General features: G+C 59.1%; 19 protein-coding genes. 5 read left to right on the forward strand and 14 right to left on the reverse strand.

Annotated elements, in window-relative coordinates:
- Positions 1-183: 183 nt before the first annotated feature.
- The gene (gene mobA, locus H6A60_RS06100; protein WP_275114219.1) at positions 184-801 is read right to left on the reverse strand and encodes a molybdenum cofactor guanylyltransferase MobA; all 618 of its coding nucleotides are present in this window, start codon (positions 799-801) and stop codon (positions 184-186) included.
- Between the two features lie 80 nt (positions 802-881).
- On the opposite strand from mobA, the gene H6A60_RS06105 reads away from it, so the two are divergent.
- Positions 882-2,117: a molybdopterin molybdotransferase MoeA gene (locus H6A60_RS06105; protein ID WP_205102533.1), complete on the forward strand. Its 1,236-nt coding sequence runs from the start codon at positions 882-884 to the stop codon at positions 2,115-2,117.
- A gap of 35 nt (positions 2,118-2,152) precedes the next feature.
- Here the strand turns inward: H6A60_RS06105 and H6A60_RS06110 are convergent, their stop codons facing one another.
- The 4 genes from H6A60_RS06110 to H6A60_RS06125 all read right to left on the reverse strand — a co-directional run bounded on the left by H6A60_RS06110 (position 2,153) and on the right by H6A60_RS06125 (position 7,811).
- Complete coding sequence (locus tag H6A60_RS06110; RefSeq protein WP_239477623.1) at positions 2,153-3,295, reverse strand: metallophosphoesterase family protein; 1,143 nt, start codon at positions 3,293-3,295, stop codon at positions 2,153-2,155.
- 106 nt (positions 3,296-3,401) lie between these two features.
- Positions 3,402-4,439 carry a helix-turn-helix transcriptional regulator gene (locus tag H6A60_RS06115; protein WP_205102535.1) on the reverse strand — a complete coding sequence of 346 codons (1,038 nt, stop codon included), beginning with the start codon at positions 4,437-4,439 and terminating at the stop codon, positions 3,402-3,404.
- Between the two features lie 229 nt (positions 4,440-4,668).
- The gene (gene lolA / locus H6A60_RS06120; RefSeq protein WP_205102536.1) at positions 4,669-5,370 is read right to left on the reverse strand and encodes an outer membrane lipoprotein periplasmic chaperone LolA; all 702 of its coding nucleotides are present in this window, start codon (positions 5,368-5,370) and stop codon (positions 4,669-4,671) included.
- A gap of 14 nt (positions 5,371-5,384) precedes the next feature.
- On the reverse strand, positions 5,385-7,811 hold the full coding sequence (locus H6A60_RS06125; RefSeq protein ID WP_205102537.1) for a DNA translocase FtsK: 2,427 nt from the start codon (positions 7,809-7,811) through the stop codon (positions 5,385-5,387).
- 228 nt (positions 7,812-8,039) lie between these two features.
- Here H6A60_RS06125 and trxB point away from each other — a divergent pair, with 228 nt between their 5' ends.
- The 3 genes from trxB (at position 8,040) to H6A60_RS06140 (ending at position 11,191) form a co-directional block, all read left to right on the forward strand.
- Positions 8,040-9,005 carry a thioredoxin-disulfide reductase gene (gene trxB, locus H6A60_RS06130; protein WP_205102538.1) on the forward strand — a complete coding sequence of 322 codons (966 nt, stop codon included), beginning with the start codon at positions 8,040-8,042 and terminating at the stop codon, positions 9,003-9,005.
- A 66-nt stretch (positions 9,006-9,071) separates the two neighbouring features.
- Positions 9,072-9,728, forward strand: a complete 657-nt coding sequence (locus tag H6A60_RS06135; protein WP_205102539.1) for a Smr/MutS family protein — start codon at positions 9,072-9,074, stop codon at positions 9,726-9,728.
- Between the two features lie 455 nt (positions 9,729-10,183).
- Positions 10,184-11,191 (forward strand): DMT family transporter, encoded by a 1,008-nt coding sequence (locus H6A60_RS06140; protein ID WP_205102540.1) that lies wholly within the window; start codon positions 10,184-10,186, stop codon positions 11,189-11,191.
- A 110-nt stretch (positions 11,192-11,301) separates the two neighbouring features.
- Here H6A60_RS06140 and glnK read toward each other — a convergent pair whose 3' ends face one another.
- From glnK to H6A60_RS06170, 6 genes are all read right to left on the reverse strand, one after another.
- Entirely contained in the window at positions 11,302-11,640 is a 339-nt protein-coding gene (glnK, locus tag H6A60_RS06145) for a P-II family nitrogen regulator (protein WP_205102541.1), read from the reverse strand.
- 100 nt (positions 11,641-11,740) lie between these two features.
- Complete coding sequence (locus H6A60_RS06150; protein WP_205102542.1) at positions 11,741-12,079, reverse strand: hypothetical protein; 339 nt, start codon at positions 12,077-12,079, stop codon at positions 11,741-11,743.
- 215 nt (positions 12,080-12,294) lie between these two features.
- Positions 12,295-13,632, reverse strand: a complete 1,338-nt coding sequence (gene glmM / locus H6A60_RS06155) for a phosphoglucosamine mutase (RefSeq protein WP_205102543.1) — start codon at positions 13,630-13,632, stop codon at positions 12,295-12,297.
- Positions 13,633-13,748: 116 nt separating this feature from the next.
- Entirely contained in the window at positions 13,749-14,603 is an 855-nt protein-coding gene (folP, locus tag H6A60_RS06160) for a dihydropteroate synthase (protein WP_205102544.1), read from the reverse strand.
- A 77-nt stretch (positions 14,604-14,680) separates the two neighbouring features.
- On the reverse strand, positions 14,681-16,711 hold the full coding sequence (gene ftsH / locus H6A60_RS06165; protein ID WP_205102545.1) for an ATP-dependent zinc metalloprotease FtsH: 2,031 nt from the start codon (positions 16,709-16,711) through the stop codon (positions 14,681-14,683).
- A gap of 328 nt (positions 16,712-17,039) precedes the next feature.
- Positions 17,040-17,690: an RlmE family RNA methyltransferase gene (locus H6A60_RS06170; RefSeq protein ID WP_205102546.1), complete on the reverse strand. Its 651-nt coding sequence runs from the start codon at positions 17,688-17,690 to the stop codon at positions 17,040-17,042.
- A gap of 83 nt (positions 17,691-17,773) precedes the next feature.
- Between H6A60_RS06170 and yhbY the strand changes: the two genes are divergently transcribed.
- Positions 17,774-18,271 carry a ribosome assembly RNA-binding protein YhbY gene (gene yhbY, locus H6A60_RS06175; RefSeq protein WP_205102547.1) on the forward strand — a complete coding sequence of 166 codons (498 nt, stop codon included), beginning with the start codon at positions 17,774-17,776 and terminating at the stop codon, positions 18,269-18,271.
- Positions 18,272-18,388: 117 nt separating this feature from the next.
- Here yhbY and greA read toward each other — a convergent pair whose 3' ends face one another.
- The 3 genes from greA to recR form a co-directional block, all read right to left on the reverse strand.
- Complete coding sequence (greA, locus tag H6A60_RS06180) at positions 18,389-18,868, reverse strand: transcription elongation factor GreA (RefSeq protein ID WP_205102548.1); 480 nt, start codon at positions 18,866-18,868, stop codon at positions 18,389-18,391.
- 150 nt (positions 18,869-19,018) lie between these two features.
- On the reverse strand, positions 19,019-19,612 hold the full coding sequence (locus H6A60_RS06185) for an SIS domain-containing protein (protein WP_205102549.1): 594 nt from the start codon (positions 19,610-19,612) through the stop codon (positions 19,019-19,021).
- 49 nt (positions 19,613-19,661) lie between these two features.
- On the reverse strand, positions 19,662-20,282 hold the full coding sequence (gene recR, locus H6A60_RS06190; RefSeq protein WP_205102550.1) for a recombination mediator RecR: 621 nt from the start codon (positions 20,280-20,282) through the stop codon (positions 19,662-19,664).
- Positions 20,283-20,314: the final 32 nt, after the last annotated feature.

Below are 20,314 nucleotides of genomic sequence, written 5' to 3' on the forward strand. Positions count from 1 at the left end.
CGGTTCGTTGAATCGAATTTTTAAAGAACCGCTGAACATTTCGTTCAGCGCAGAATTGAAATCATATCGAAATCGATTCTGTTTGTCAAGAGCAATTTCGAAGAATTTCTAAAACCCGTCGTTTTGCGCTTGATCTCGACCGCTCCAGCGAGCGGCGAAGTGCGTATTGTGCCTAAGTGCGCCTTATTTGTCAAGTGGAATTTTCATTTCAGCCGCACGGCATTCGTCGAACGAGTTCAAGTTAATGAAGCCTCCCTCTTCATCGCCAAAGTCAACGGTCATTGCACCGCAGTTTTTCAAAAAACCTCCCAAGCGATTCCCCTCTTTACTGAGGTAGTGCAACGCCCCACCGAGCACACTCCTATGAATGAGCGCAAAAGCGGGCTGCGCCCGCCCGGCTGCTTCGGCAATGAGCACAGCGGGCTTTTCCTCGGCGGCGCACCATGCTGCAGAAAAACGTTCGAAGAGATCGGCAGGACACCTCGGCGCATCGCAAGGTACAGTAAGCACCCACTCGCAATTCGGCATTGCTGCGCGAGCCATTGCATCCAACGCTGCCAAGGGCCCCGGAAAATCCGAAAGCACATCAGGAAGAACCGCATCGGCAAGACGGGAAAAATCGGAGAGGTCTCTGTTGGCCGATATCACGATGCCAGCACACTGCGGACGCAGACGCTCGACGACATGCTCGATCAGACAACGCCCCTCGAATTTGACGAAGGCCTTGTTGACGCCGCCCATTCGAGTTGCCCGTCCGCCCGCGTAAATGAGTCCAACCGTATCGTCCTTGCTCAGTCTCATATCTAGCTACCTATTCGTGTTGCGGCTATCCTTTCTCGAATCGGCGCTTCACGCGTCACTGAACGATGAAGGAATGCAGCATGGCTTCGAGCATTTCAGTCGGGGAAGTCTACGAGATTATCTCCAAAACGGTTGCGCCCGCAGGGCGCGTAATCGAGCTGCCGCTTGACGAGGCGAACGGCAAATTTTTGGCAGAGTGCGTCACAAGTCCGACACCCGTGCCGCTCTTCAACAACTCAGCCATGGACGGCTATGCGTTCAACTCCGCCATACTCGAGACCTGTGCAGATAAGTGCCGTCTTCTCGTAAAAGGCGCTTCCTACGCAGGCACGCCCCCCGATCAGACCATTGACCCGCAGGCTGCGCTTAAAGTCATGACGGGGGCTTATGTGCCCTCAGCGTATGACACCGTCATCCCGTACGAGAAAGTGAACGCTTACGACGAAAACGATCAAAACTTTATTGAGTTTTCCGTTTGCGACATCAAACCCAAAGTCAATCTTCGTCTGAAAGGGGAAGAGATCGCTGCCGGCGACACCGTCCTCACGGCAGGTACGCGCCTTGGCGCTGCCGAGATCGGGCTCGCTGCTGCGCTCGGGCGTTCACACCTGAAGTGCCGAGTGCTGCGTGCAGCAGTGTTCGCGACAGGCGACGAATTGACGCCTCCGGGCGAGCAGCTTCGTGCAGGCAGCATATACGACGCAAATTCGCACCTCGTCACCGCATCGCTTCGCGCCTGGGGTGTTGAGGTTCATAACCTTGGGATCCTCCCGGACGATCCGCAAGCGCTGCGAGCCGCCATTCGCAATGCGGCAAGCAACTGCGACTTTCTCGTGACCTCCGGCGGTGTCGGCGAGAGCGAGCGCGACTTCACGACGTCGGTGTTGAGCGAACTTGGCGAGCTTTCGCACTATGCGATCAGAATGCGACCGGGCAAACCCTTCTCATTCGGCGTACTGCGGATCCAGGAAAAGTCCACCTATTTCGTGGCGCTCCCGGGGAATCCTGTGGCGGCAGCAATGTCAGCCAAACTCTTTCTTCGGGAAGCGGTTTATCACGCTGCCGGGAGCGCCGCCCCCTGTCTTTGCGTCTCAGCCAAAGCCGCCGCACCGATCAAGGGGCGCAAGGGCCGCACGGACTTCGTGCGGGGAACGCTTGCCATGGAAAAAGACGAACTTGTTTTTCATGCGACCAAGTCGCAGAGCTCCGCCATGCTGACGACGCTCGTCGGTAAAAATGGCGCGGCTGTTTTGAACGAAGAGTCGGCCGGCGTTGAAGCCGGTTCGATCATCAAAGTGTTCGTCCTGCCGGATTGATCCGGTACAAACAGCAAAAATCTGCAACCGCTCGCTCAACCGTTTTTCTGCGAGCCGCCTCTACCGCCCGAACGCCCGCCGTTCTTCGAGCGCCGGAATTTACCATAACGCTCGAACCGGCCGCGCCTCGGGCGATTCTTTTTGGCCGCGTACTCCTCGGCTTTGGGTTTCCATCGGCCGCCGGGCGCAAGTTTCGCCACTTCTCGTCCGAGCGCTACTTCGTGTTCGGCCATCGTTGCCTCTGGCGCAAAACCGATAACTCGCGTAGGCAAATACTCTTTTCTTTCGACCGGAAGATTCGCAGAACGAACAGTCAATGCGCCGTCGACAGCCGCCATAGGCACACCCGTTTCGGCTTCAATGGCCGCAGCGTGTGCTGTCGGTCGTCCTGCCGGTTCTTTTTCGTTGACCGCACGCACGAGCATCAGCTCGTCGCGCTGGGCCCAGTCGATCGCCGACTGTAGCGCCGCGGCTTCCCGGGGGTCGAGCTGCGCGGGCACGATGACTTCGCCCTTCAAATTGACAATGCCGCGATAGCCCACGCCGCGCACTGTCATGCCGAGGTGCTGCCCGTAGACGCGATCCTCGTGCTGATGTCCGTGGAAGTACCAGCGAACCTTGAGACTCTTGCCGAGTCGATCGAGTGCGGCGAATCCCTTTCGGTGACAACCGGGCGCCTCGTGCGAAATAAGGATATCGGCGGCCTGGTGCATCAGACTGTTGTAGACCGACGGAAAAATCGTCGAACGATGTCGCCTCGGCAGTCCACCGCGCCAGACGTTGCTCTGTCCCATGCGGCGAATAAAGGTCGACGGACAGAAATAATTGGGCGAGCCGTCCGGCATCCAGACTTGGCCACGGAAAACACCGCCCAAGCCCGCGATGCGAAGTCCGGCAACGTTTGCGACACGTCCGTGCAGATTGTGGCCCGCGAGTTTGCTGCGCCACAGTCGATCGTAAATTTCGTCGGAGTCGGTGTCGTGATTGCCGGGGATCCACCAGATCTGCGTGTACTTGAGTGCCTCGGCAAGCACCTCTTCAAGAGGTGCGGGCGGCTGAAGATCGCCCAAGATCACCATTGCGTCGGGCTTGTATTCCCGCGCGGCTTCGTTGATGTGATCGAAAGAGCCGTGCGGATCACCGCAAAAAAAGATGTTCGGCAGTTTTCGCTGGCGCATCGCGCGATGGTGTCGTCTGGGACGGCGCCTTTTCTTCTGCTCGGGAACTTTCGACTCTTGACTCATGAACCGACTCTTTTATCTGACTATCGTTGAGCGCAACGAGTCAAGCCTTCCTGCTGAAATCGTATAGGCTCGCGATTTCGAGCGCCTGCGCAGCTACGAGCGCCTTGAGCGCTTCAGGCGCCTTCACTTCAACGCCTGCCCCCCAGCGAAGAATTTCACCGACGATTTCCGTCGGATTGCTGTAAGGCACATAGAGCTCGGCACTCCCGTCCTCGTTGGCGACAACCTTCTGATCGCTGTGCCAGGCTTCGCGCAGCACATACGAAACGCGATTGGCCGGCAAATGGATGTGCGCCTCCTGCAGTTGCGCACCGTGAAAGATGCCGTACCCCGCATCGAGCTCCTGCTTGACCTTCTCGAGCGAATAGCGGATAGCCGATTCTTCGAGCACCTCGGCCGACTCGATATTCTCGATCAGGAAAGTTCTGAGGCCCTCAGACTGATGGCAATAGGCGTCTACATACCAGCGGTTCTTGTAGTGAACAAGGCGCATCGGTGAAATCGTTCTCGAGGAGTGCTCGCCGCGACTTGCCGAGTAATAGTTGATAAGGACACGCCGACGGATGCTGAGTGCAGCGCCGATCGTCTCAAAAGCGGGGGGCTCCTCGTAGGGCACGCGGGAACTCACAATCTTCACGCGGCGCAAAAGCTCCTTTGGCTCGATCTCGCCAAGGCAGAGCAGACTCGAGACGCGCGCCCGCAGCGGCTCGAGCTCTTGGAAAATGGCCGACTGCTTGTCTTCGGAGAGCTGTCCGAGAAGGCTCACGGTAGAAGCAAGCACGTAAAGCTCTTCTGAGGTGTACCACTGCTTGCGGGCGAGGCGCTGGGGCTGCGGACGGGGATTCTTCCTGGGGCGGCCGACAAGCTGACGCGGCTCTTTGTCGGAAACATCGTAAAAGTAGCCGCCGCGCTGCTTCGAGTAGCGGATCGGCGCGCCGAGTTGCTCGCGCATGTAGCGCAGATCTCGTTTTACTGTCGGCGCACTCACCTGCAAAACGCTCGTAATCTCGTCAAAAGGCACGAGTCCTTTCTCGCTCAAGAGCCTGTCGATGATGAGGCGGCGCATGCTGCTCTTCATGTTCGGTTCCTCTGAAATCCGTTCCGTCGTTTGCCATTGAACCCGCTGCGATCAAGCGACAATTGCCGCTGGTACGAGACGAGTGATCAATCTGAGAAAAAGGCGCCGTCCCATCGGGGAGGGCGCCCGCCTGTTCAATGATTGTATCGAGGTTTGAGCCTCTCGGGCGCTCACTCCTCGAATTCACCGAGATCCGAACGCAGAAGCGCGCTACCAATTCTCCGCAGCTTCAATTCGAACCCGCGGCGTCTGCCCCCAATTCACTTACGTCGACCCCCTTGGGCGGAACAAAAACGAAAAGCGCCTCGTCGGGTATCGTCTGCTCGAAAGCCGTGAATTCGTAGCGAGTTCGCTGACCGAAGAGATCGCAGAGCACCATTTCCTGCGGCAGGCCGGATGCGGCAAACAAGAGCTCTACGGACGCAAAGCCCCCTTCTTTTTTGGGCTCGGCCGTGATTTTCGTGGCACCTTCAGGCATGGCTTCCGCTTTGAGGTTCCAGTCCTTTTCAAGATCGTCGTTCCCAAAAAGAATAGCTGCGGGCGTCTGCGGCAGGCTGGCACCGATCGGCTTCACGGTCACCTGCATGAGCTCTTCGTCGTAGAGCCAGAGTTTTTTGCCATCGCACACAATCGTCTGCGAAAAAGGTTTGCGGTAAACCCAGCGGAATCGCCCTGGCCGTAGAAATGCAAATTCGCCTTCGGCGCTGCTGCGCGGCTTACCGTCCTTGCCAAGAACCGTTTCCTTAAAGTGCCCAGAAGCCCCCTTGGTCGAAGCGAGAAACACGCGGAGCACGTCTGAGGTCGCCCTTCCACCCCCTGCAGGCTTGGCAAGCGACGCTGCGGGCACGGCGGCTGCGGCTAGCGCCGCACCTGCCGCGGCGCTTAAGAAGCGCCGGCGCGTCATCCGAAAGAGTACGTCATTCTTCTGCATGGTCACTTCTCCACTCAATCTTCTCTTGTCGGCACAAGAATGGTGCGCTTGCCGCTGCTGCTTGCTTTGCTCACGATACCGGCTTGCTCCATAGCCTCCAAGAGGTTCGCTGCGCGGTTGTAGCCGATGCCGAGATGGCGCTGCACAAAAGAGATCGTCGCACGCTTTTCCGACAACACGATGTTCACGGCCTTGTCGTAAAGCGGATCGGATTCGCCTGCGCGGCGTCCCGACGGTTCGTCTCCTGCTGCCGCCATCGATTCGTCGGCTTGCGTCACAGCTTCGATATAGCTCGGCGAACCGAACTTTTTAAGCTCATCGGCAACACGCTGAACTTCTCCGTCATCAACGAAGCAGCCCTGAATTCGCGTGGCGCCCGAGTCGCCCGGCCGATGAAGCAACATGTCGCCGTAGCCAAGGAGCTGCTCGGCGCCAGACTCGCCCAAAATTACACGGCTGTCAGTCGAGGAGGCAACCTGGAATGAAATGCGCGTGGGTACGTTGGCCTTGATGAGAGATGTAACGACGTCGACAGACGGGCGCTGCGTCGCAAGAATCAGATGAATGCCGGCAGCTCGCGCTTTCTGTGTCAATCGCGTGATTTCGCCTTCGACTTCCTTGCGGTTTGTGAGCATCAAGTCCGCGAGTTCGTCGACAACACAAACGATGTAGGGCCAAGGTTCGAGTGTGCCCGCATTCGGATCCGCAGCAGCGGCCATCGGATCGCGAATCGGTTCGCCTCGATCGATCGCGGCCTGCACGCGCTCGTTGTAGCTCGTAAAGTGGCGAACACCAACCTTGGACATCACCGCATAGCGGTTGTCCATTTCACGCGTGAGCCACTTGAGCGCACTCGCCGCCTTGTTCATATCGGTAACAACCGGACAGAGCAGATGCGGAATGCCGTTGTAGAGCGAGAACTCGAGCATCTTCGGGTCGATCAGCACGAGACGAAGGCGCGAAGGGTCGTTGCGAAACAGCATTGAGAGAATCATCGCGTTGATGCCGACTGACTTACCCGAGCCGGTCGTGCCGGCGACGAGCAGATGCGGCGTTTTGGCGAGATCCATGACAAAGGGCTTGCCCGCAATGTCCTTGCCGATTGCAAGCGTGAGCGCGGACTTGCTCTTCTCGTAGGCTTCGCTCTTGAGAATTTCCTTGAGTCGCACCGTTTGGCGCACTGGATTCGGCACTTCGAGACCGATGTAGCTCGTCCCCGGAATACTCAGAACGATTCGGACTGCCTGCACACCGAGCGCGCGCCGCAGATCGTCGCGGATGTTTTCGATCTGCGCGCCTTTGACGCCCGGACCGGGTTCGAGCCAATACTGGGTAATAACAGGGCCGGGCTGTGCGCTCATCACCGCAGCGTCGATGTTATAACTCTTGAGCTTCGAGACGATCAGGCGACTCGTCATGCCGATCGTTTCTTCATCGGCAGCGGTGCCGACAGAAACTGCGTCGTCAAGGAGCGAAAGGCTCGGCTTGGGCTGCTCGTGCGCCGCACTGTGCGCGGCGGGCGCAACAATCTCATCGCTAAAGAGCGTATTGCTGCGCTCAATCTCTTCAACACGAGGTTTGATGATACGAAGCGGCTGGGGTTTCTCGCCCTTGCCGCCGTTCAAATCGATCACGCGCTCGAGCATGCCGTCCTCATTGAGTCGAGGTGTATCTTCGTTCCCCGTGCTCGCAGTCTCACTCTGTACGACAGGCGTCTTTTTACCAAAGAGCGAAAAGATCTTTTCGTCCAAGCACTTGCCGACACGCTCCGCCACGTCGACCCAAGAAAAGTCCATGAGAAGTGAAATGCCGATCAGCATCATCGTGAAAAAGACCACGGTAGCCAGACCGAGACCGATGTAGTGCTCGACGGCAAAACCGATCACGTCGCCGAGAACACCGCCCGCCTTTGCGGGGAGCGCCGCCTCGAAGCGGCGAAAGCGCAGCGCCTCAAGACCGCTCGACCCCACGAGAAGCGTCGCGAAACCGAGCGCGGCGCTGATTTTTGGGGGGTTGATTCTGTCGGGAATGATCTCGCCGCGGTGACGACGCACGAGAGAACGAATGGCGAAATAGGCCACCATGAAGAAGCCGAGAACGAACCACCAAGCCGACAGACCGAAGACGCCGAGCATGAGATCGGCCGTCCAAGCGCCCCAGAGCCCGCAATAATTCGTCGCTTTGCTCATCGTGCTCACCGAGAACGACGGATCGTCGGGCGAGTAGCTTCCGAAGGCGAGCGCCAAAATCACAGCAGCGGGAATGGAGAGCGTCCAGCTGCGCTCCCAAAGAAAACGAATCGACGAGACGGAAAGCGAACAGATCTTCGCGCGCAGGGCAGCGCGCGCAGCCTTGCGGCGGGCCCGCCGTTGCTCGCGTACGGCTTCGAGCCGCTCGTCAACAGTCTTCGACGTTTTCTCTTTTGCTTTCTTTCTTGCCATCGCACACTACAACAGAATTCTTTCGCCGGACGCACGGCTGCAATCCGGATATTGTAGAAGCTTGTGCCGCAGCATCCTCGTTGCCATACTGCCCTTTTAACGCGCCCTGAGGGGCGCTGCGCGCCTTCAACCATATAATGATTCGACATCATTCGAACCGGCATACGCTCGGCACATCTGCGAACACCGCACGCGCCAAGCGAGCCTTCCAACATACGGAGTAACCTCATGTCGGACATCAAGCACGCACCCGTCATCATCCTCGGCTCGGGCCCTGCCGGCTGGACAGCCGCCGTTTATGCCGCGCGCGCCAACCTGAAGCCTCTTCTCATTACCGGCATGGAATCGGGCGGCCAGCTCATGACGACGAGCGAAGTCGACAACTGGCCGAGCGCCGTCGACGGCATCCAGGGCCCCGAACTGATGGATCGCATGCAAAAGCACGCCGAGCGCTTCGGCACCGAGGTCGCCTTTGACCTCGTCACTTCTGTCGACCTCTCAAAGCGTCCCTTTACGCTCACGGGCGACATGGGCACGACCTACACGTGCGACTCGCTCATCATTGCGACGGGCGCTTCCGCGCAGTACCTCGGCCTCGAGTCCGAAGAGGCCTACAAAGGTAAGGGCGTTTCGGCGTGCGCCACCTGCGACGGATTCTTCTACCGAGGCAAACCGGTCGCGGTTGTGGGCGGCGGCAACGCAGCGCTCGAAGAAGCGCTCTACCTCTCGAACATCGCTTCGAAGGTGACGCTCGTACACCGCCGAACCTCTTTCCGTGCCGAACCGATCATGGTCGACCGTCTGATGGAGGCCGTGGCCGAAGGCAAGATCGAGCTCGCGCTCGAGCGCACGGTCGAAGAGGTCTTGGGCGACGGCAAGGGTGTTACGGGACTTCGCCTTGCGAGTACCGCAGGTCAGCCTGCGCTTGAAGTCGCCGTCGACGGCGTCTTTATCGCGATCGGCCACAAGCCCAACACGTCGATCTTCGAGGGCAAGCTCGAGCTTGACGGCGGCTATATCGTCACCGCCGGCACGAAAGCGCAGGCGGCTACCGCCACGAGTGTGGAAGGCGTCTTTGCCGCTGGAGACGTTCAAGACCAGACCTATCGTCAGGCCATCACGTCGGCCGCTACGGGCTGCATGGCAGCGCTCGACGCACAGCGCTTCCTTGAGGCGCAGGCACTCTCTCGCTAAATAAACAACACATCCTTCGCCGCGCCACCTGCGCGGCGAAGTTTTACCGGATCAAAAGAAAAGCAAATGCCCACTTACAAGTCGCTTGCCGACCTCAAGCGCTACAGCAAGGATCTCAAGGCGCGCGTCAAAGCCGAAGAAGCCGCGCGCGCCGAACAGGCCGCCAAGGATGCGCGCACGAAGGAAGGTGCCGCCTATTTCAAGCACGCGATGGCCGAGCTCGGCGTCGAACGCTTCGACGATACGAGCCGCCGCGTGAGCCATTCAAAGGCGCCCGCCGCCCCGAAACCCCGTCAGCGAGAGATTGAAAAACAGGAAATTCTCGAAGATAGCCTCTCTGAAGCGTACGATCCCGTCAACTTCCTCGAGAGCGAAGACGGCATGCTCTTTCGCCGCCCGAATGTTTCGCCTGACATTCCTCGCAAACTCTTTCGCGGCGAATGGACCGTTCAGGCACACATCGATCTGCACGGCCTTTTTGTCGAGGAGGCGCGTGAAGCCGTCGCGGGGTTCCTGCGTGAAGCGCGCATCCGCGGCTTCCGCTGCCTGCGCATCGTGCACGGCAAGGGCCACGGTTCCGTAGGCGGCCAGAGCATTCTCAAAGAAATGGTTCGCCGTTGGCTCAAGCAGCGAGACGAAGTGATGGCATTCGTTCAAGCGCCCCCAAACGACGGCGATTCGGGCGCCGTCATTGTGCTTCTGAAACCATTCCAGCGCTCCTAAACAGAAAGACTCGCAAAGATATGCATAAATACTTATGCATACCTTTCTTTTGTCTGCTGATGCCGTTCGTATATTCGTTTTACTTAAAACTGCATATTTTTCAGCGAATTACTGATCGTTTACCCGTAGGATCCTATGCGTAGCGATCTCTGCTTGTTAAGATAGCGCCGTCTGAAAATTCCGAGGCGCGTAAAAAGCGAATTTGGAGCTGTTTGCCGGCCGCGATTCAAACCGATCGCGTGCAGCGCACCGAAGGGTTTTTGAGACTCATCCGAGGCGGCCCCTCGGGTGGCCGATCCTGCTCCGGGAAGATGACCAACGGCCGAAGCTACGGTTTCGGACGGCTTTCCGACAGCGACCGGCAAGCGACGAGCGCACCGATGCTCCTCTTTCGGGTGTGCTCGAAGACCATTGAACTCGGGTGAAAGGCGAGTTCGAAAAGTCAGCATTCAGCCATGTTCACAGGTGTGCTTCTCGGCGTAGCTGCCGGCGCTCTTTGGGGTTTGATTTACATCGCGCCGCTTCTGCTCCCTCAATACAATCCCGTTTTGGTTGCCCTCGGACGCTTTGTCGCTTTCGGCGTCGTTTCCCTTCCCTTCCTTTGGATTCTTCGCGAAGACCTTAAAAAGTACACCCGCAGCGAAGTTTTCGATGCTTTCAAGCTGCCGTTGATCGGCAATCTCGTTTTCTATTGTCTGCTCACGATGTGCATTCGCCTCGCGGGTGCGCCGCTCGCAGGCATGTTCATGGCCGTCATTCCGGTCCTCGTCGCCATTGTGTCGAACTGCCGCTACGCCAAAGAAGGTCGGGCGGTGCCCTGGCGCAATGTTCTGCCGCCGCTCGCCATCATTTTCACGGGCCTCGTGCTCGCGAACTGGTCTGAGTTCGCCCGCATTGCCGAATCGAGTGCCAACGGCAGCGTCAACTTCTGGATCGGCGCCGCACTCGGTACCGCTGCCGTTGCCGCTTGGACGTGGTTCTCGATTGAAAACGGCGAATGGCTTTTGCGTCACCCGAAGCACAGCGCCAACGCCTGGACAGCGCTGCAGGGCGTGACGATTCTGCCGACGGCCACCGCCCTCTTTGCTGTTCTCGCTTGGCCCGTGGGTCTCATGGACACGACGGCGAGCTGGCTCGGCGAAACGCCGGTCTTTTTCCTCGGCGTCGTCTTCATGGTCGGGCTTCTCTGCTCTTGGGTTGCCATGATCTGCTGGAACCAGATGAGCCAGCGTCTGCCCTCGGCACTCGGCGGTCAGCTGATCGTTTTTGAATCGATCTTTGCCGTGATCTACGCGCTCATCTACCGCGGCGAAATGCCCTCGTGGACCATGATTGTCGGCTTTGTCATTCTGCTCTACGGCGTTCGCGGTTCTCTCAAGGCCTTCCGTCAGCCGTTCGACAAGAAGCGTATGCCCGCACCTGCTCGCAGCAGCATGCGTCTGCAAACAGTCAAGAACTCGTGATCGTTTCTACAGTCGCCGCAGCCCGCACAGAAGCTGCGGCGACGACAATAAAAAAGCCGGCAACAAGCCGGCTTTTTTATTGTCGTGTCAAACGAAGTCGAAGAGACGCCTCAAACTGCTGCTTCGCCCGTTTCACCCGTGCGAATGCGAATGACCTGCTCGACGTCAAAGACGAAGATCTTGCCGTCGCCGATCTTGCCCGTATAGGCGGCGTTGCGAATGGCTTCCACCGCAGTTTCAAGCACATCATCCGCGACAACCGTTTCGATCTTCACCTTCGGCAGAAAGTCCACGACGTATTCGGCGCCTCGGTAGAGCTCCGTGTGTCCCTTCTGACGACCGAAACCCTTAACTTCGGTAACGGTAAGACCGTTGACGCCGATTTCGGAAAGGGCTTCTCGGACTTCATCGAGCTTGAACGGCTTGATGACGGCGCAAATCTGCTTCATGGCGCTTCCTTTATCTGCGATCGACCACCGTACGGGCGAACGCGCAAATGCAAAAACAAAAGCCGGAGTATCGCACCCCGGCTTCCGATCTGCCAATCAATTACTTGTCGGCAGCAGGCTTCTTGGCAGCCTTGGGCGCCTTCTTGGCTTCTTCAGCCTTGGGCGCAGGCGTACCGACGCGGTATTCGTAGAGGGACACATCCTTCACGCGAACGCCGAACTTCGGGTCGTTGTTCGGGCTGTGCCACACATCGCGCTTCTGACGCCAGGCGTTGATGAAGGCGACAACGTTGTTGGGCATGTTGGGCGAATCGGTCACTTCGTTGATCGTGAAGGTCTGACCGCCGACGAGGTACACCTGAAGCTGGTGAACAAAGGGGCCCTTGGGCGCCGTCTGCTCCTGAGCCTGAGCCTGGGCCTGATCTTTCTCTTCAGCCATTTTGAACATCCTTTAGCTTTAAGGGCAAGGGGTCGAGGCTCTCCGGGGAAAATGAAGCGCACCGACCCGCCACGAGACAAATCCGGTACAGGACGACCCCCCCGTGAGAACACGGTAATCGTCTCTGTGTAGGAGCACTACTTTACCACGAGGGAAGTACCGATTCACGGAAATAAATAGTCGTCCCGGCTGTATTCGGATTAGGGTTTATACGCCTATACAGCCAATGCATCCGCCATTTCGTTCGCAAGCTTCGCAGCGAGCTCGCGATCGTCGGCCTCAACCATGATGCGCAGCAGCGGTTCCGTACCCGAGGGACGCACAAGCACGCGCCCACGCCCTTTTACTGTCGCTTCGGCCGATCGGACAGCTTGTGCGAAGCGTTCGTCGCCTCGCCAGTCGTAGCCCTTGGGCATGCGCTTGTTGACGAGCGTCTGCGGCAGCATCTGCAGATCCTCGGTGAGCCCCGCAAGCGAGCGGCCCGAGCGACGCATCGCCGAAAGCACTTGTAGCGCGCTCACTATGCCGTCGCCCGTTGTCTGTCGATCGAGTGCAAGCAGATGACCGGAACTTTCGCCCCCGAAGAGCCAGCCCTTTTCGACGAGCTTCTCGAGCACGTACCGGTCGCCCACCTTGGCGCGCTCGAAGCCGACAGCGAGCTCTGCCAAACGCTTCTCGAGCGCGTAATTCGTCATGAGCGTGCCGACGACACCTTCGACCTTGCCGCCCGAGAGCATGCGGTCTCGTACCATCACATAGAGAAGTTCGTCGCCGTTGTAGACGCGCCCCTCTGCGTCGGCCATGATTAGTCGGTCGGCGTCCCCGTCGAGACTGACACCCACTTCGCAGCCAGCAGCGGCAGTCAGCTCGGAGAGATGCTCGGTATGTGTTGCCCCTACGCCGTCGTTGATGTTGAAGCCGTCGGGCGAGGCCCCCGTCACGCGCACATCGGCGCCGAGTTCGTGGAAAACGTCCGGCGCAACATGGTAAGCGGCACCGTTGGCGCAGTCGACGAAGATGCGCATGCCTTTGAGGTCGACCGAATTGTCGATCGTCGACTTGCAGAATTCGATGTAGCGGCCGCTTGCGTCGTCAAGACGCTTGGCCTTGCCGAGCGCAGCCGAGTGCACGCACTCGAAACCGCGATCGATTTCCGCCTCAATTTCCAGTTCAAGCGCATCGGGAAGCTTCTGCCCACTCGAGGAGAAGAACTTGATGCCGTTGTCGTCGTACGGGTTGTGGCTCGCTGAAATGACAACGCCCGCGTCTAGGCGCAGCGCGCGCGTGAGATACGCGACCGCCGGCGTCGGAATCGGACCGCAGAGCACGACGTCAACGCCTGCACTCGAGAACCCTGCCTGCAGCGCAGCCTCAAGCATGTAGCCGGAAACACGCGTGTCCTTGCCGATCAGCACCGCTGCATGCCCCGTGGGGCTGCGGCGCTTCAGAACACGGCCCGCCGCTTGACCGAGCTTCAAAACGAAATCCGGCGTAATCGGCGAAACGCCCACCTTGCCGCGCACGCCGTCCGTGCCGAAATAACGTCGAGACATCTGTGCCTCCTTCCTCTTCTTTGCATTAGCTTTGCCGCCGAACCGATGCGTGCAATCGATGCTGCGCACGGGTGCGGCCGCGTCTATAGATACTTTACGCCTTGCTCGGACGCTCTCTATGCGCGCTCGTCTTCGCGCTCTTCGCTTTCGAGCGCTTGCCAGACGCGAAGAGCGTCCGCCATCGAGCCTACGTCATGTACGCGCAGGATGCGTGCGCCGTGTCGGGCGGCAAATAGCGCCGCAGCGGTGCTCGCCGCATCGCGTTCTTCGGGCTTCGTTTCGCGCGCGAGCAGTTTGCCGATCGAGCCCTTGCGCGAGACCGCCGTCATGACGGGGCGCCGCGCCCTCTCGCGCAGCGCAGCGGTCTGTGCCAGAAGCAACCAGGTTTGATCGGCTGTCTTGCCGAATCCGCAACCCGGATCCCAAACAATGCGCTCGCGAGCGACGCCCGCCGAGAGAAGCGCATTCGTGCGCGCTTCGAGGTAGCGCACAACTTCGCCGAGAGGATCGGTTGCGCCGACAATGCGCGTGCGATGCATCACGACGAGTCCGCAATCCGTCGTCGCCGCCGCTTCGAGAGCACCCGGCAGCTCAAACCCCCGGATATCGTTGAGAACAGCCGCGCCCGCCGCTGCCGCCTCACGCATGATTTCGGGCTTAGACGTATCGACCGAGACGATCATGCCGCGCTTGACGAGTGCATCGACGACGGGCAGCACCCGACGCCGTTCCTCATCAAGCGTAACGGCATTTTCGTCAAACCCCGGACGTGTAGATTCTCCGCCGACATCGATGATGTCGGCACCCGCATCGTGCATGGCTTGCGCCCAGGCAACGGCCGCTTCAAGCGAATTGTGTTCGCCTCCGTCGGAAAACGAGTCCGGCGTAACGTTCAGAATCCCCATAACGAGAACGCGCGACTCAAGTTCGTAGCGCACGCTGCCGCACTGCCAAGTATCGAATGTATTCATAAACACGCAACCGCCGCACTCCCCTCCTAGAGAAGTGCGGCGGAATTCAATCAGCGTTGTCGTCGGATCGGTCCGCGTCAGGAAGCCGAACGATCCCCCTTGTCGCCGTCTTCTGCTTTTGCAGTTTTTTCGGCTTCGTCGGCACGATCCTCTTCAGGCGTATCGGCACGGTCGCCTTCAGCGCGAGCCGGTTCTGCATCGTCAACAGCAGGCGCTTGAGCGGCCTGATCGACGTCGGAACCGGCGGATTCGCCAGCCTTATCGTGCGTCTTTGGCGCATCGCCTTCCTCCGATTCGATCGGATCGAGCGGCTTGCCGTTCATGATGGCGGCGATCTGCTCGGCATTGATCGTTTCTCGTTCGAGCAATACCCTCGTCATCGCTTCCATCTTGTCACGATTCTCTTCGATGATCTTGCGCGCGCGAGCGTACTGCTCGTCGATGATGCGTCGGATTTCGGCGTCGACTGCCTGCATCGTGAATTCGGAGATATGCGTCGTCTTCGTCACGGAGCGACCGAGGAATACTTCGCCTTCGTTCTCCGCATAGACCATCGGCCCCATACGATCACTCATGCCGTAGCGCGTCACCATGTCGCGAGCGAGCTGCGTAGCGCGCTCAAAGTCGTTCGACGCGCCCGTCGTCATCTGATTCATGAAGATCTCTTCGGCGATACGCCCGCCAAAAAGAATCGCGATGCGCGTAAGGATGTACTCCTTGTTGTACCCGTAGCGATCCGATTCGGGAAGCTGCATCGTGAGGCCGAGCGCACGGCCGCGCGGCACGATCGTTACCTTATGCACGGGGTCGCTCTGCGGCAACAGCCACGCCACAACCGCATGACCGGATTCGTGATATGCCGTGTTGCGGCGTTCTTCCTCGGACATCACCATGCCGCGTCGTTCGCTGCCCATCATGATCTTGTCTTTGGCATTCTCAAAGTCGATCATCTTCACGACGCGCCCGTTGCGGCGCGCGGCAAAGAGTGCCGCTTCATTGACAAGATTCGCAAGGTCCGCGCCGGAAAAGCCCGGCGTGCCGCGCGCGATGACAGAGGCGTCGATGTCGGCGCCGACCGGAATTTTGCGCATGTGGACCGCGAGAATCTGTTCGCGACCGCGAATGTCGGGCAACGGCACGACCACCTGACGGTCGAAGCGGCCCGGACGCAGAAGCGCAGGGTCAAGCACATCCGGACGGTTCGTCGCGGCAATCACGATCACGTTCGCGCCCGTATCGAACCCGTCCATTTCGACGAGCATCTGATTGAGCGTCTGTTCGCGTTCGTCGTTGCCGCCGCCGAGACCGGCACCGCGCTGACGGCCGACCGCGTCGATTTCGTCAATGAAGATGATGCAGGGCGCATTCTTTTTGGCGGTTTCGAACATGTCGCGCACGCGTGCGGCACCGACGCCGACAAACATTTCAACGAAGTCCGAACCGGAGATCGTAAAGAACGGCACGCCCGCTTCGCCGGCGATGGCCTTGGCGAGAAGCGTTTTGCCGGTACCCGGCGACCCCACCAGAAGGATGCCGCGCGGAATGCGGCCGCCCAAGCGCTGATACTTCGACGGATCGCGCAGGAAGTCGACGATTTCCTGCACTTCTTCCTTGGCTTCGTCGCAGCCCGCAACGTCCTTGAAGCGCACTTTGTTCTGCTCTTCGGAGATCATGCGGGCCTTGGATTTGCCGAAACTGAAGGCGCCGCCGCCCCCGCCGCCGCCCTGCATGCGCCGCATGAAGAAAATCCACACGCCGATCAGAAGAAGCATCGGGAACCAGGAGACGAAGAGCGTCGTCAGGAAAGAGGGCTCTTCTTCGGCCTTGCCGTAAACCTGAACGCCCGCCTTGCGCAGGTCGTCCACCATCCAGATGTCGCCGGGCGAAGTAATGACATACTCCGCGCCGTTCTGCGGCGTCACCATAATGCGGCGGCCTTGAATATCCACGCGCTTGATTTTGCCTTCCTTGGCATCATCCATAAACTGCGTGTAGCTCGTCGAATCGGCCGTCTGCTCGGCCGCCGTATCGAACTGCCGGAACACGGTGAAAAGAACGACCGCGACCAGAATCCATACGGCAATGCGGGCGAATGACTTGTTGTCCACGTTTGGGCTCCGTGCCCTCAAGATGCGCAGCCTGCGGCGTTCAAAAGCGGGCCGCACTGCGCTCAAGGGGCCTCATGTCAGAAGATTGCGACCGGAAAGTCCGGTCCGCGCAAACGCTTCGGGCTGCTGGCATGCGGGCCGTCGCTTCGGCTCCGCATAGCCCGTACGAATGCGAAATTGTTTCATTGTAGCGGTACTCTATCGCCCCTCGCCTTTCGCTCGGGGACTTTTGCCGCCGACAATGCGTCTCGGGCCCGTTCTTTTTCGTTCGAAAATATTTCCGATCGACCGATCGAGCCGCAAAAACCAGCGCTGAAGTCCGTCGGTCTCAGGACTGCTTGAGGCCGCGCGCAACAAGGTAGACTTCCGCGCTCGTGTCCCGGCTCGCTGCGGGCTTCTTCGCAGCAACCTTTTTGAAAACGCGCTTAAGCGCCTCCACATACTGCGAGTAGCCTGAACCTTGGAAAGCCTTCGTCACGAAGACACCCGTAGGCTTGAGGTGCTCGAGACAGAATTCGAGCGCAAGCTCGTTCAAGAGAAGCGAACGTGCGGCATCCGCCGCGGCGATGCCGGAAAGGTTCGGCGCCATGTCCGAAAGCACCACATCGACCTTGTCACCGTTTAAAATCTCGGCAAGCTTGTCGGCAACCGACTGCTCGCGAAAATCGCCCTGCAAGAATGTGACCCCGTCAATGGGATCCATAGGCAGGATATCCATGGCGATAATGCGGCCGCGGACTTCACCGTTCTTGTCGACGAGTTTCTCGTGCACAACCTGCGTCCAGCTGCCCGGTGCAGCCCCCAAGTCAACGACGGTAAGGCCCGGCTTAAGGAGATGCTCCTTCTCGTCGAGCTCAATGAGCTTATAGACCGATCGGGCGCGGTAGCCTTCCGCCTTGGAGCGCTTCACGAACGGATCATTGATATGCCGTTCGATCCAGGCGCGGTTCGAACGCAGCTTTTTATTCGATACGGGCATCTGCCCCTCCGTTTTTTATCTCTGCACGCGTGCGGTTTCATTTTCGACGCGAAGTCGCGTGCAGGCCAAGTTTTTCAAATTTTATGAGCGAAATCATTCTTACGCGCGACGTTCGTCTTTCGCTTCGCGCTCAGGCCCATCACCTCGATCCCGTCGTGCTGCTCGGCGCCAACGGCCTCACGGAAGCGGTCATGAAGGAAATCGACCGCGAACTCAAAGCGCACGAACTCATCAAGGTGCGCGTTCCGACCGACGACCGCGAAGAACGCGAAGCCATTTACGCGCAGGTCGCCGAAACGCTCGGCGCTGCACGCGTTCAAATGATCGGCAAGCTTCTGATCTTCTGGCGTCCCGCCGAAGACGAAGCCGAAGAAGACGCCGCCGCCCGCATTCTGGCGGCCGCTGCCGCTGCAGCCAACCCCGTCAAGGCCGAAAAGACCTCGGCTGCGAAGGCTGCACCCAAGAAAAAAGTTGCTTCGAAGAAGCCGGGTGACAAAAAGGCCCGCAAGACCGAAGCGCCGCGCCGCGCCCGCCCGAAGCGCACCCGCAAGACGAAGAAGGCGATGCTCTCGGGTAAGTAATTCGCTGGCCCCATCTATGCGCAAGAGCGCAGTCTGCCCCGAAGAGCAGGCTGCGCTCTTTTTTCATTGCTGCGCAGCTTCATCGCGAACGCCGAATGCATCGGCGCGCTCTGGCAATTACTTGTACTCGACCGACTCGATTTCGAAGCCGACAAGCCCCTTCGGAGCCTGGTACTGAACGAAGTCGCCTTCGTACTTGCCGATCAACGCACGCGCGATGGGTGAGGAAACCGAGATCAGGTTCTTCTTGATGTCGGCTTCGTCGTCGCCGACGATCTGATAGGTGACGGTCGTGTCGTCCTCTTCGTCGTAGAGCGTCACGGTCGCACCGAAGACAATGCGGTCGCCCGCATTGAGCGTCTTCGGATCAATGATCTGAAGCGCCGGAATCTTGCCTTCAAGCTCGGCGATGCGCCCTTCGATGTGGCTCTGTTCTTCGCGAGCGGCATCGTATTCGGCGTTTTCGGAAAGATCGCCCTTTTCCCGCGCCTCTGCAATGGCGGCGACGACGGCCGGACGAGCCGTCTTCTTGAGGTAATCGAGCTCGGCCTTGAGTTTTTCTGCGCCGGCGGCAGTGATGGGAATTCGATTGAGCATGTCGTACAGCAAACGTAGAAAAAGCCACGCCCGGAAAACTTCACGTCCGAACGCGGCCGGCAAAAAAGAGAACGACTCGAAAAAAACGAGTCGTTCGCAAGTGCTTGGATGGCGGCTATTTTATCAAAGTGCAGCTTTGTCGTCCGCGCCTCAGTCGGCGTAGTTCTGCGGGTCGAGGCGTCGCTCGACAAGCTCGATCATGATGTGAATGCACTTGATGTGAAGTTCCTGCACGCGATCGGCATAGCGACCGGCCGGCGTCACGATCGCCACATCGGAGAGCTCGGCAAGGGGCGAACCCGCACGCCCCGTCATGCCAACGACACGCATGCCCTTGGCCTTTGCGCTTTTGGCTGCCGCAACCACGTTCGGGCTCGTGCCCGAGGTGGAAATCGCGAGGAGCACGTCATCCGAACGACCGTGCGCTTCAACGTAGCGCGAGAAAACGGCCTCATAACCGAAGTCGTTGGCAACACAAGCAATGTGCGAAGCATCCGCAATGGCGGTCGCGCCGTAAGGACGGCGATCGCGCCGGTAGCGGCCCGTCATTTCTTCGGCAAAATGCATCGCATCGCAGAGGCTGCCGCCGTTGCCGCAAGCGTAAATTCTGCAGTTTTTCTCGATGGCTTCGGCCATCAGAGCAGCGGCGCGGTCGACCGCTTCAAGGCCTGCCTCGTCGGCGAGGAAGTTGTCCAGAGCCTGACGCGCCTCCTGAAGCGCAGCTCGCACGTGTTCTTTGCTCATAAGCCTTTATGTATCCGAGTGGTTGTACTTTGGAGAATTTCGCCTTTAATCAGGCATCGCGCCGCGCATAGACAGCGCCCGCGATCGTCGAGAGGTCGGTGTACTCGATCTCGAGTCCGCTCGGCAACCCGCGCGCGAGGCGTGTGATGCGAAGATGCGGATAGCGTTTTTTCACAGCAGCTATCAGATAGTACGCCGTTGCGTCGCCTTCGGGCGTGTAGGACGTGGCGACAACCACTTCGCGAAGAATGCCTGCCGCTACGTCTGCCTCAATCCGATCGACAAGCGCCGTAAGACCGATCTCTTCCGGACCGATCCCGTCGATGGGGTTGAGTCGCCCCGAAAGCACGAAGTAAAGTCCCGGCCACGCAAGCGAAGCGTCGAGCGCGAGCTCGTCGGCAACACTCTCAACGACGCAAAGCAGCGACTTGTCGCGCGTTTCGTCCGAGCAAATCGGACAGAGTTCGGATTCGCAAAAAACGCGGCACTTCTTGCAGCGGCGAACATTCTCCCGCACACCCGCGAGTGCGCGCTCGAGCCGCTCGAGGCGCTTAGGGTCCTGCAGCAGGTGAAAGGCCGCGCGTTGCGCGCTGCGCGGACCGAACCCCGGGAGCTGCGCCAGTGCATCAACGAGCGCATCGAGCGATGGAGAAAGTCTGAGCGAAGCCATGGTGTCCTTTTCTTTCCTAAAACCGCTTCGAG

This window comes from Sutterella massiliensis (assembly GCF_016899755.1).
Taxonomy (GTDB): Bacteria; Pseudomonadota; Gammaproteobacteria; order Burkholderiales; family Burkholderiaceae_F; genus Sutterella; species Sutterella massiliensis.